14 protein-coding genes are annotated in these 12,462 nt (G+C 35.2%); 10 read left to right on the top strand and 4 right to left on the bottom strand.

Going from position 1 to position 12,462, the window contains the following annotated elements; all coding sequences use genetic code 11:
* Positions 1–7 precede the first annotated feature (7 nt).
* The 3 genes from B2Z27_RS09670 to B2Z27_RS09660 all read left to right on the top strand — a co-directional run bounded on the left by B2Z27_RS09670 (position 8) and on the right by B2Z27_RS09660 (position 2,709).
* Positions 8–1,435: an amidohydrolase gene (locus tag B2Z27_RS09670; RefSeq protein ID WP_286813500.1), complete on the top strand. Its 1,428-nt coding sequence runs from the start codon at positions 8–10 to the stop codon at positions 1,433–1,435.
* A gap of 124 nt (positions 1,436–1,559) precedes the next feature.
* A complete protein-coding gene (locus B2Z27_RS09665) occupies positions 1,560–2,054 on the top strand; it encodes an RNA polymerase sigma factor (protein ID WP_058105740.1) in 495 nt (164 codons plus the stop codon).
* A gap of 4 nt (positions 2,055–2,058) precedes the next feature.
* Positions 2,059–2,709 (top strand): hypothetical protein, encoded by a 651-nt coding sequence (locus B2Z27_RS09660; protein WP_058105739.1) that lies wholly within the window; start codon positions 2,059–2,061, stop codon positions 2,707–2,709.
* Here B2Z27_RS09660 and B2Z27_RS09655 read toward each other — a convergent pair.
* On the bottom strand, positions 2,706–3,515 hold the full coding sequence (locus B2Z27_RS09655) for a lysophospholipid acyltransferase family protein (RefSeq protein ID WP_058105738.1): 810 nt from the start codon (positions 3,513–3,515) through the stop codon (positions 2,706–2,708). The two genes, B2Z27_RS09660 and B2Z27_RS09655, sit on opposite strands and share 4 nt — an antisense overlap.
* 26 nt (positions 3,516–3,541) lie before the next feature.
* On the bottom strand, positions 3,542–4,183 hold the full coding sequence (locus B2Z27_RS09650) for an NUDIX hydrolase (RefSeq protein ID WP_286813499.1): 642 nt from the start codon (positions 4,181–4,183) through the stop codon (positions 3,542–3,544).
* Here B2Z27_RS09650 and B2Z27_RS09645 point away from each other — a divergent pair.
* Positions 4,182–4,901 (top strand): peptidylprolyl isomerase, encoded by a 720-nt coding sequence (locus B2Z27_RS09645; RefSeq protein WP_286813498.1) that lies wholly within the window; start codon positions 4,182–4,184, stop codon positions 4,899–4,901. The two genes, B2Z27_RS09650 and B2Z27_RS09645, sit on opposite strands and share 2 nt — an antisense overlap.
* A gap of 24 nt (positions 4,902–4,925) precedes the next feature.
* Here the strand turns inward: B2Z27_RS09645 and B2Z27_RS09640 are convergent, their stop codons facing one another.
* Both B2Z27_RS09640 and B2Z27_RS09635 read right to left on the bottom strand, forming a co-directional pair.
* A complete protein-coding gene (locus B2Z27_RS09640; RefSeq protein ID WP_210708042.1) occupies positions 4,926–5,537 on the bottom strand; it encodes a trimeric intracellular cation channel family protein in 612 nt (203 codons plus the stop codon).
* 3 nt (positions 5,538–5,540) lie between these two features.
* Positions 5,541–6,266: an RDD family protein gene (locus tag B2Z27_RS09635; RefSeq protein ID WP_058105734.1), complete on the bottom strand. Its 726-nt coding sequence runs from the start codon at positions 6,264–6,266 to the stop codon at positions 5,541–5,543.
* 33 nt (positions 6,267–6,299) lie between these two features.
* Here B2Z27_RS09635 and B2Z27_RS09630 point away from each other — a divergent pair, with 33 nt between their 5' ends.
* From B2Z27_RS09630 to B2Z27_RS09605, 6 genes are read left to right on the top strand one after another with little or no spacing between them, the layout of a single operon-like run.
* Positions 6,300–7,280 carry a stage II sporulation protein M gene (locus tag B2Z27_RS09630; RefSeq protein WP_058105733.1) on the top strand — a complete coding sequence of 327 codons (981 nt, stop codon included), beginning with the start codon at positions 6,300–6,302 and terminating at the stop codon, positions 7,278–7,280.
* Positions 7,249–8,187: a hypothetical protein gene (locus B2Z27_RS09625; protein WP_286813497.1), complete on the top strand. Its 939-nt coding sequence runs from the start codon at positions 7,249–7,251 to the stop codon at positions 8,185–8,187. The genes B2Z27_RS09630 and B2Z27_RS09625 overlap by 32 nt, the downstream gene beginning before the upstream one ends.
* A gap of 1 nt (position 8,188) precedes the next feature.
* Positions 8,189–8,908, top strand: coding sequence for a DUF4129 domain-containing protein (locus tag B2Z27_RS09620; RefSeq protein WP_286813496.1), 720 nt, complete (start codon positions 8,189–8,191; stop codon positions 8,906–8,908).
* Between the two features lie 4 nt (positions 8,909–8,912).
* The gene (locus B2Z27_RS09615) at positions 8,913–10,133 is read left to right on the top strand and encodes a DUF4350 domain-containing protein (protein ID WP_286813495.1); all 1,221 of its coding nucleotides are present in this window, start codon (positions 8,913–8,915) and stop codon (positions 10,131–10,133) included.
* Positions 10,123–11,121: an AAA family ATPase gene (locus tag B2Z27_RS09610; RefSeq protein WP_286813494.1), complete on the top strand. Its 999-nt coding sequence runs from the start codon at positions 10,123–10,125 to the stop codon at positions 11,119–11,121. Before B2Z27_RS09615 ends, B2Z27_RS09610 begins: the two co-directional genes overlap by 11 nt.
* Positions 11,122–11,127: 6 nt before the next feature.
* Positions 11,128–12,462 (top strand): DUF58 domain-containing protein, encoded by a 1,335-nt coding sequence (locus B2Z27_RS09605; protein WP_286813493.1) that lies wholly within the window; start codon positions 11,128–11,130, stop codon positions 12,460–12,462.

Here is a 12,462-nt window from a genome sequence, read left to right as displayed (position 1 = left end):
CACGAAAATGCGCAAAACCCTTATTTTACTGGCAGTACTAGGTACTTCAGTTTTTTCTATGAATGCTCAGAAGAGCGAAAAAGACATAATCAAAAAATTAGAGCAAAAAAGTGATGATTACGGAAATATAGCTCAAAATATTTGGGAATTCGCAGAAATGGGATACCAAGAGGAACAGAGCTCGGGTCTATTACAAAAAACATTAAAGGATGCCGGTTTCTCCATTAAAACCGAAGTAGCGGGTATACCTACCGCTTTTATTGCGGAATATGGCAGTGGCAGTCCCGTAATTGCCATTATGGGCGAGTATGATGCATTACCGGGACTATCCCAAAAAGCTACCGCTGAAAAAGAATCTGCTGGTGCCGCCGCTGGTCATGCCTGTGGTCATCACTTGTTCGGTACGGCATCTACGGCAGCGGCAATTTCAACAAAGGAATGGTTAGAGGCCAATAAGGCAAAAGGTACCATCCGTTTCTATGGAACTCCTGCTGAAGAAGGTGGATCGGGTAAAGTTTATATGGTTCGTGAAGGTCTCTTCAATGATGTTGACATAGCGCTACATTGGCACCCCGGGTCACAAAATGCAGCTAGCGCAGGTGCTGCGTTAGCTAATAAATCGGCAAAATTCAGATTTCATGGTATTTCTGCCCATGCCGCCGGTTCTCCAGAAAAAGGACGTTCTGCCCTTGATGGTGTTGAAGCCATGAACTTGATGATCAATATGATGAGGGAACACATTCCGCAAGAGGCCAGAATACATTATGTTATTACAGCTGGAGGTAAAGCACCCAACGTAGTGCCAGATTTTGCAGAAGTTTATTACTATGCACGTCATAATCGACGTGATGTTGTGATCGATATATTCGACAGAATGGTAAAAGCTGCCGAAGGTGCCGCATTGGGAACAGGAACTACAATGGACTATGAGATGATCGGTGGTACACACGAATTACTGCCCAACCTAACATTACAAAAAGTAATGCACGACAATCTTTCTGAAGTTGGCGGTATAGAATACACAGCAGAAGAAAAAGAATTTGCTGATAAAATAGCTGTAACCTTAGGACAGGAAAAAGCGGATCTTGCTACTGCTAAAAATGTTCAACCTTACAAAACCGAAGCTAGGGCTTACGGCTCTACAGATGTAGGCGATGTTAGCTTTACCGTACCTACAGTTGGTTTTGGCACCGCTACCTGGGTTCCTGGCACACCGGCTCACAGTTGGCAAGCGGTTGCTGCAGGTGGAACCTCCATTGGTAGAAAAGGAATGATGGTAGCCGCAAAGACCTTGACTAAAACTGCAATAGACCTTTTTAAGGATAAAAAATTGGTAGAGACCGCTAAAGCTGAATTTTTAGAAAAAAGAGGTGCAGATTTTAAATACATTCCTCTTTTAGGTGATAGAGCACCTGCCTTAGATTATAGAAAATAGAGTCTTATGTTATAGATTTTAAAAGTGCCAAGGTATTAATTGGCACTTTTTTTATGTATTTCTAAATATATTGTAACAAACAAAACCTTTTATAGACTAACAACGTAAGAACAGCCAACCAAGAGTGAATAAAGAACTTGAACACAAATTTGTGACCGAGCTACAGGACAACCAAAACATTGTCCATAAAGTGTGTACGCTGTATACAAACGACCGCGACTCTCACAATGATCTGTTTCAAGAAATTACCATTCAATTATGGAAGGCTTATCCCAAATTTAGGGGCGATGCCAAATTCAGTACTTGGATGTATCGTGTGGCACTAAATACTGCCATTACACTATATCGAAAACAAAAAAGAAGAATTGACACAGCTGATTATGAGTCTGTAATTTTTAAGATCAAAGCCGACGAATATGACGAGACCGAAGAACTACAATTAAAATTAATGTACAAGGCGGTCAAACAATTAAATGACGTTGATAAAGCGTTGGTGTTTTTATATCTTGAAGATAAAAACTATACTGAAATATCTGAAACATTAGGTATTTCCGAAGTAAATGCACGGGTTAAAATGAACCGTATCAAAACAAAATTAAGAACCATTTTGAATCCATAGGCGTATGACGGATGAACTGGAATTATTAAAGAAAGATTGGCAAAAAAAGGAATTCGATGTTCCTAAATTAAGCTATGACGAGATTCATAAAATGATATGGAAGAAATCTTCCTCAATTGTTAGGTGGATCCTTATCATCAGTATATTGGAATTTACCGTACCGCACCTTTTATATCTACTACCATCTATGCGTGATGGAATGGAGCTATATGAAAACATAGGTGTCTCAAAATACCTTGTAGTACTCTCTGGATTTACTTATATCATAGCCTTTTATTTTATTTTTCAGTTCTATAAAAGATTTAAGGAAATTTCGGTTTTGGACAACTCCAAAAGTCTAATGAAGAAAATCATAAAGACTAGAAAAACCGTTAAGCATTACGTTATTTTTTCATTATCCATGATAATGATGACCATAATCATAATGATCATAGGTGTTTACCTAAATGATAATATGGTCAATGCCTTCCCAGAATTAAAAGATAGCCTTGCAAACATATCACCCGAAAAATTAAAAATTACCATAATGATGTCCATAGGTATTTTTGGAGTAATTCTAACCTTGGTCATGGGCGGCATTTATTTCTTATTATACGGACTGCTACTTAGAAAACTAAAGCAGAACTACAGTGAACTTAGAAACCTTACTATTTAAGAAGGGGGATTCCATTTACGCTGTTTGTTCTCTTCCTCAATAGCCAAAAGATCGGCTTTTGATATCACTTTTAAAAATGATGGGTGCTGCTCAATAGCGTACTCCAATTTTTCTATTATAGATTCGGTAGATTCATTTTCGTAATCAATATCCAATGGCTCTTTAATAACCATAGATTGAAGTATTCCTTTCTTTTTAACACGAAGTCCTTTTTTATCAAAAGAACGTCTAAAACCATCAATAACCACTGGCACAACCACTGGTTTATATTTTTTGATAATGTGTGCCGTACCTTTTCTTAAAGGTTTCCAAGGGGTAGTTGTACCTTGTGGAAAAGTAATTACCCAACCATCGTTCAAGGCCTTGCCTATACTAGAAATATCGCTCATTTTTACTTGGCGCTTAACATCTTTGCCCTCTGAACGCCAAGTACGTTCTACACTTACAGATCCCGCATAGGCCATTATCTTGGTCAAAAGACTTTTCCTCATGGTTTCTGCAGCGGCCACATAATACATATTCAATTTTGGTTGCCAAATATATCCCAAGTTCTTAATGGAATCTTCACGACCGCTTAAACTGGCATTAAAAACATGAAACATAGCCACAACATCTGCAAAGTATGTTTGATGGTTACTTACGAACAACACATTTTTATCCGGTAAATTTCTAATAATATCAGACCCTTCAATTTCCAACGTATTAAAGCGCTTATACCGCTGATGCGATAGCACGGCCAAAATGCGTATTAGCCATTTTTTAATGAATAAATTATGCCCAAAAGGGTTTTTATCAAATAATCCCATAGAATGCTAAAATAATTAAATATGCCTTACAACACCTGCTTTAGTAACTCTTTAATCTCATTCATCATCATTGCCGTTGCCCCCCATACGATATAACCGTTTAATTTAAAGGCTGGTACTTCAATATCCACAGCGTAAGATGTGGTCATTTTTTTTGAAACTACCAATGTATCATCTAAAAAATCCGATAGAGGAACTTCTAAAATTAACTCAACCTCTGCATCTTGTTTTACAAATGGTTTTGGATTTCGATATAGCCCAATATAAGGCTGAACCATAAAATTACTGGGGGGTATAAAGATTTCTGAAATTTCTTTGATCACCGTAATGTCGTTTGGTGCCACCCCTACTTCTTCATACGTTTCCCTAAGCGCAGTGGTCAATAGACCATCATCAGATTTTTCTTCTTTGCCCCCAGGAAAAGCAACTTGGTTAGAATGTACCCCTTTATAAGTTTTACGTAAAATCAAAAGCAAGTTTGTTCCCATATTATTTGTAGGGTAAAACAATGCCATTACCCCTGCCCTTCTAGGATTTTTCGGAGAAATATTAATACGTTGTAATTCTTCTAATCGGCTTTCTGGAGCCATTTTGTATTGCGAAGCTTCTCCCGGTAGCGGTAGATCCTTTATTTTTGATATCTGTTGTTCAAAAAAATTAAAATTCATGCGTTTACCAAAATTCTATTCTTTACTACTCTTAGTATTTTTTGCAATGGACAGTTGCAAAGATACCCCTAAGAAAGTTGATAGTACTACTACCGTAGCCAAGACAACGATAGACTCTACTAAAATTACTGAAAATGAAGCTGAAAAAGAACAAGAAAAAGATGCTTTTGAACTTACCGAAGAGAATGCCATTGATTACTTTTTCAACTATGAAAAGACCCTAAAAGAAAACAAGGTCAGAATTACCACAAAATTTGGCAGTTTTACCGTAGAATTATTTGATAACGTACCCTACCACCGGGCCAATTTTATATACCTCACCAAAAAAGGATATTTTAACGATACTCAGTTTCATAGAGTGGTAAAGAATTTTATTATTCAAGGTGGAAACTCTGATGACAAAAAGACAGCAGAAAAACGATCTAAAATTGGTCGTTATCTATTGCCGCCAGATACCAGAAAAGGGCATAAGCACCACAGGGGCACTATTTCCATGCCAAGTAGTGAAATGGACAATCCACATAAACTAGCATCACCATTTGAATTTTTTATTGTTGTTACAGACCCTGGCTCATATCACTTAGATGATAACTATACTCCTTTCGGAAGGGTCATTGATGGCATGGATGTGGTTGATAAAATAAATAACGTACCTGTAGAAAAAGGAGATTGGCCTATGAGAAATGTTTATATTCAAAAAGCTGAAGTTATAGAATAAGCAACCATAGCCAACCACTCAGAATTAAGCTTGATTTCTATAAATATTGGGCAGGGAAATTTTGAAGCGAACTGCTAATACCCGCATAATTATTATAGTAAGTATAGCCAAAGAATAAGCAATGGTATCGTTTATAGGAAACTGTATCAATACAAAATACACCAACCCACCTAATATACAAACGGTGGCATAAATTTCCTTTCTAAATATTACAGGAATCTCATTACACAATATATCTCTTATAACGCCACCAAAACAGGCGGTAATGGTTCCTAAAGCAATACACATTACCGGTAAAAGATCTGCCGCCAAACCTTTTTCTATACCTACCATGGTATACAAACCAATGCCAATGGTGTCAAACAAAAAAAGTGATTTTCTTACGTATTTTAATTGCTTCACAAAAATGATTGCCAGCAATACGGTTACTACAATAATCAATAAATGAACTGGGGCATTAAGCCAGCCAACGGGTTTAATACCTATAAGTAGATCTCGTAAGGTGCCTCCCCCAACAGCTGTAACAAATGCAATGATCAAAACCCCAAATACATCTAACCTTTTATCCATAGCAACCAACACCCCAGATATTGCAAAAGCAATGGTTCCTAAAATATCGATAATGAAATAAAACATGGGCTAGATCTTTTGCGTAAAGTAATTATAGTCTTTTAGAACGGTATCCAAGTACGCAATATCGTACAATTCCGAATTGGTCTGCAAGATACTTTCAACTTTCTCTCTAAGCGCTTTTAACGTCTTAAAATCATTACTTTTTTTAGCTATCCCAAATGTTTCTTTAATAAGTCTAACATCCTTATCGGTCAACATAGTAACATTCATGATTTGAGGCACATAAGCATCTTCCACCTCTTCTAAAATGGTATGGGATACCTTTGTCCTATTCTTTGTACTAATGACCACCGTACCTGCCGCGGCATCACCTAAACGCTGTTTTTTATCGGAGAATAAAATAGTGAGCAAACCTATAGACCCAAGAAAAATCCAAATATCAACCAAACGTAACATCCATCTAATTAAATAATTACTCCAATGAACTGGTGAACCATCTACCTTTACCACTCTCATTTTCATAATCATTTTACCAACGGTTCTACCATTAAAGGTAATATGCATTAAAAGTGTATAAAACATTGCCGGTAAAGAAATTAAAGCAACTAAACCTCTCTGCGTCCATCCATCTGAATATATATAACCTATAGCATCACCAATTAAATTCACCAAGATAAAATAGAGGTAAAGTATAAATGCATCTATAAAAAACGCTACAATTCTTTCACCAATACTAACAATAGTATAATTAAGGTTAACATTTTGCGTTGTATTGATTTGAAGGTTATTCATTTAATCTTAAATTTAACAAGGTAAATATAGTTTATGCGCGAAGCTGCTTTTGTAAAGCAAAATAAGGAAAAATGGATAGCTTTTGAAAAAGCTATTAACCTAGGTGCTTCTACCGACCCAGATGAACTTGCCAATGGCTATATTCAACTGACCAATGATTTGGCATACGCGCAAACGTATTACGCAGAAAGTAAGACTTTATTGTATTTAAACGAACTTGCTTCTCTTGCCCACCAGAAAATCTATAAGAACAAAAAGGAAAGTAAAAATCGAATTCTCAGTTTTTGGATTACAGAATTCCCTCTTTTTTTCAGACAGTACCATAACACCTTGGGCATTGCCTTTTTAATTTTTATTATCGCATCTGCCATTGGCTCTTTATCCGCTATTAACGATGCTACCTTTGTAAGGTTGATTTTAGGTGATGCCTATGTTAATGAAACACTTAACAACATAGCTAACGGTGATCCAGCAGCAATCTATAAAGGCGGTAGTGAAATTGGTTCTTTTTTGGGAATTACCATTAACAATATTAGAGTTGCCTTTTTAGCATTTGCCTTTGGGGTAATCACAAGTATAGGCACCGCATATATATTATTTTCAAATGGTGTAATGCTCGGGGCATTCATTACTTTTTTTTATACCAAAGGAGTTTTCTTTGAGGCCAATAAACAAATTTGGCTTCACGGTACCATAGAAATATCGGTTATTATTATTGCCGGCTGTGCAGGTCTAATAATGGGCAACAGCATACTTTTTCCGAAAACGTACGCTAGGCGCGTCTCTTTTATGAAGGGTGCCAAAGATGGGCTTAAAGTTGTAGTCAGCACCATACCGTTTTTTATAATTGCCGGATTTATTGAAGGATTTATAACAAGGTATACCAATATGCCCAATTGGTTGGCATTCATAATTATTGGAGCATCATTATTCCTAATCATTTTTTATTACATAGCATATCCTATTTTACTAAATACCAAACATGAAAGACAATTACATACCGCTAAAGGTTAATCGTGAATTCGGCGGTATTATCTCCGCTTATTTTGATTTTTTTAAACAGAACATAAAAAGCTTTACCAATGTTTTCTTAAGCTACAATGGTGTTTTCTTAATAGGACTTTTAATTACCAGTTACCTATTGGTTTCTGGTTTTATAGGAATGATAGCACACGAATCTGGGCAAAGTCCGTTTTCCGATAATTTAGCTGCTGAAGAAGAGTATTATGTCTATTTAGGTATAGGAGGATTTTTATTCTTTATTATTTTTCTGGGAGTTGCTTTTCTAAATTATTCGCTTTCTACTAGTTATATGATTAAATATGAGGAAACCAAAGATTCTAACGTAGACAAAAAAGAAGTTTGGCAATATGCTAAAAGCCAATTTGGAAATATTTTGCTTTTTGTCCTATTGCTTATACCTATTTACCTTGTCTATTTTATAGTGGCCATAATTTTAGCCATTATACCCCTACTAGGCTTTTTTGCCCAGTATATTGTTCAGTTCTTTTTAACAGCCTGGATCGGTGTTTCTTTTTTTGATATGCTTCAAAATAAAAAAAGCGTTACCGATGCCTTGGGCGAAGGTTGGAAACTTGTAACCGGTAGTTTTTGGAAATCTATAGGAGTAAACTTTATTTTAGGTTTATTATTAGGTTTACTATTAATGATCGCTTTGACCATACCCGGTATTATAATAGGGGTGTATACTTTTCATGTTGTAGAGAACGATGTAGATTATACAAATTCTATTGTTTCAACAATTGTTTACACTTTAGGGTTATCCATTTTCCTGATTATTGCGGTATACGGACAATGTCTTTCCCAGTTTATCAATGGCATATTATATTATGCATTACATGAAAAGACTTATAATGAAAATACAAGGTCAAGAATTGAACAAATAGGACAAAACGATTAATTTGAGACTACCATTCATTTATATTTTCTTTTTGTTGATGACCTTTTTCTCATTTGCTCAACATAAAACAGATAGTATTGTTAAAACCGATACTTCATCAGTTTTAACATTGAGAAATTTTGAAGATGACCTGACAAAGAAATATTCAGACGATGAATTCAACTATACCTTTAAAACCGGCGAATCTCAAAATTTATTTGCTCGATTTTTAAATTGGGTCGGACAAGGGCTATTCGATGTGTTTGGCATTACCCTATCTCCAGAAGTATTACAACTTTTAGAATATCTAATTTATCTCTTATTAGGAATTCTCGCCATTTACCTACTCGTAAAATTCCTGATCAAAGAAAATTTCAGCGCAATCTTTCAAAAAAAGGCTGAAACGATCAACGATATTAACCTTACCGAAGAACACATTGAAGGTGTTGATATCGGCAACTTATTGAATGAGGCCCTTGCAAATAAAGACTACAGACTAGCGGTACGTTACCAGTTTCTATTATCACTGCAAAAACTGTCTAAAAAAGATATTATAGATTGGCATTTTGATAAAACCAATACAGATTACGTTAACGAGATTCAACAACCACAGTTAAAACAAGGTTTTAAAAGAATAGCCTATCTATACGATTATATATGGTACGGAGAACAAGATATAGATAACGATAGATACACCGTATCTGTCTTAGATTTTGAAGCAATCAACAAACTAATTCAATAGTAACTTGGGAAAACGTTCTAAAATAATACTTGGTCTTTTGGTTGCGGTGCTTATTGGTATCATTGTAACAGAAATAGTACGCCCAAGACCGATCAATTGGAGCCCGTCTTACACATTGGCATCTAAAATTCCGTTCGGTTGCTATGTGCTTTATAATGAATTGGCATCTATTTTTCCGCATAACGATATTGAAACTGTAGAAGAAAACATCTATGATGTGCTAGTAGATCGAGATACCTCAACTGCCGCCAATTACATTTTGATCAATGATTTTATTTATTTGGACGAACAGGAAACAAACCAACTATTAAAATTTGTAGACGAAGGCAATCAGGTATTCATAGCTACGAGCAACCTTACCGGTAAATTGGCAGACACATTGAATATCACCATTGAACAACGGTATGACATAAAAGAAGATTCAACTAAAGCATCATTTACCAATGCACATTTTAATGAAGAGGCTTTCTATTTTGAAAGAGGTGTCAACCCTGCATATTTAACCAGTATTGATACCGCCAAAACAGAAATTTTAGGTCATATTCACGTGAAAAGTTCCACATTGCTAAATAACACCCCCAATGAAATAAAAATAAGTCCCAACTTCATAAAAACTTCATTTGGCAAAGGAAATTTTATTATCAACACCCTGCCTATTGCTTATACCAACTATTATATGTTAAGTGATAAAATTGGTTACAGTAGTCAAAGTTTCGCTTATTTGAATGACAATACCCTAATATGGGACGATTATAAGAAATCTGGGCGTAAAGTAATTACCTCTCCAATGAGGTTCGTTTTAAATCAACCTGCCTTAAAATGGAGTTACTACCTAACAATTACTGGTTTATTGCTATTTGTTATTTTCAAGGCAAAAAGAGAGCAACGAATAATACCAATTATAAAACCATTAGAAAATTCTTCCGTAGAATTTGCTAAAACAGTGGGTTCATTATACCATCAAAAGAAAGACTACACCAACTTAAACCATAAAAAAATCACCTATTTTTTAACCCATATTAGAAATAGGTTTTATGTAAACACTACGGTTCTTGATGAAAAACTAATAGCACAATTAAGTGCTAAGGCAGGAAAATCGATAGAAGAAACCAAAGACCTCATCGAGTTCATTCTTAGTCTTAAAAACAAACCTATACATTCTGAACAAGACGCTATAGTACTTGCCAAGAAAATAAATACATTTAAACAATCTTATGGAAGATAACACACAAGACGAACAGCAGGTAGAATTTAATTCTAGAATAGATCTTACCAAGCTTCAAGATTCTGTTACCAAGGTAAAAGCCGAATTAGGAAAGGTTATAATCGGTCAACAAGAAATGATCGAACTTTTGATCGTTTCAATTTTAGCCAATGGTCATTCACTTATAGAAGGGGTTCCAGGTGTTGCCAAAACTGTAACCGCAAAACTACTTGCAAAAACTATGAACGTAGATTTTAGCAGAATACAGTTTACGCCAGATTTAATGCCTAGTGATATTCTTGGAACATCTATTTTCAATGTTAAAACATCTGAATTAGAATTTAAAAAAGGTCCTATTTTTTCAAATATTATATTGATCGACGAAATAAACAGAGCTCCGGCAAAAACACAGGCTGCACTTTTTGAAGCTATGGCAGAAAGACAAATAACCATAGATGGTAATGAATTTGACATGCAACCTCCGTTTTTGGTTTTTGCTACCCAAAACCCTGTAGAGCAAGAAGGTACCTACAGATTACCCGAAGCCCAATTAGACCGTTTTCTTTTTAAAATCAATGTACACTACCCAACTTTAGAAGAAGAAGTACAGATTTTAGAAAATAAACACCATCAAAAAAACAATAATGTAGAATCACTTATAGATGCTATTCTTTCGGCTGAACAAATTGCCGCTTACCAAAAGGTCATCAAAGATATTGTCGTGGAAGATAATCTTCTAAAATATATTGCAGCAATCGTTAATAATACCAGAACAAACGCCAACCTTTATTTAGGCGCATCTCCAAGGGCATCTATTGCCATTTTAGACGCTTCTAAAGCCGTTGCCGCCATTAACGGAAGAGATTTTATTACACCAGATGATATAAAGAAAGTAGTAAGCCCTATACTATGCCATAGAATTATTCTGACTCCAGAACGTGAAATGGAGGGTTATACAGCTGAGAAAATGATCAAGGATTTAATTCAAACCATAGAAATCCCAAGATAAACTTCAGTGAAAAAGATTTTCAAAAATATATTTATTCAAAAAAGGTTCTTCTTGGTGCTATCAGGAGTTATCCTATGTTTTCTACTATCTTATATTTTTGAAAACATTGCATATATTCCAAAGCTTCTATTTTACCTTTTTATAGCTTTACTTATTACCGATGCCATTTTACTATTTCTGTCAAAAGGGCTAATTACAGCGCATAGAATTGTTACCGACAAACTTTCTAATGGTGATGAAAATACGATTAAGATAGAAGTCAACAACAAGTATTTGTTTTCTGCTCAAATAACCATTATAGATGAACTTCCGTTTCAATTTCAAAAGCGAGATTTCAATTTTAACAGCCTATTAAAACCTGGAGAGCAGAAACTATACTCCTATACTGTAAGACCCGTAGAAAGGGGCGTTTATAGTTTTGGAAATTTAAATGTATTCGCCATTTCACCCATTGGCCTTTTAGCTAAAAAATATACGTTTGACCAAGATAAAGAAGTACCTGTTTACCCTTCTTTTTTACAACTTCGCAAGTATGACCTTATGGCATTCAGCAACAGATTACTTGAATTTGGCATTAAAAAAATTAGACGAATCGGTCATACGATGGAGTTTGAACAGATCAAAGATTACATACAAGGTGATGATATAAGAAATATAAATTGGAAAGCCACTGCCAAAAGAGGGCAACTAATGGTCAACCAATTTCAAGATGAAAAGTCACAGCCGATTTATTCTGTAATTGATAAAGGCAGGGTTATGAAAATGCCTTTTAATTCACTCAGCTTACTGGATTACGCCATAAACGCTACCTTGGTCATCAGCAGCATTGCCCTCAAAAAAAATGACAAAGCAGGTATTTTCTCTTTTAGCAATAAAATAGAAAACAGAGTTGTTGCAGAACGCAGAAGTTCACAAATGAACTTAATATTAGAAACACTTTACAACCTCAAGACCAACTTTGTTGAAAGTGATTTCAGTAGGTTATATATTGATGTCAAAAGAAATTTATCACAAAGAAGTCTATTATTACTGTATACCAATTTTGAAACCCTTGATGTCCTGCATCGCCAACTTCCTTACTTGCAAGCTATTGCCAAACAACATTTACTGGTCGTTATTTTCTTTGAAAACTCAGAACTTGTATCGTATGCAAAATGTAAACCCAACAATACACTAGAAGTTTTTGAACAGGCAATTGCAGAGAAATTTATTTATGAAAAACAACTAGTGGTCAATGAACTAAAAAAGTATGGCATACAGACCATTCTGACAAAGCCCGAAGACCTTACCATAAACACCATCAATAAATATTTAGAGATAAAAGCAAAAGGGTTATTATAA

It is taken from the genome of Maribacter sp. UBA3344, assembly GCF_002362375.1.
Taxonomy (GTDB): domain Bacteria; phylum Bacteroidota; class Bacteroidia; order Flavobacteriales; family Flavobacteriaceae; genus Maribacter; species Maribacter dokdonensis.
This window is presented reverse-complemented; position numbering and strand designations above follow the sequence as displayed.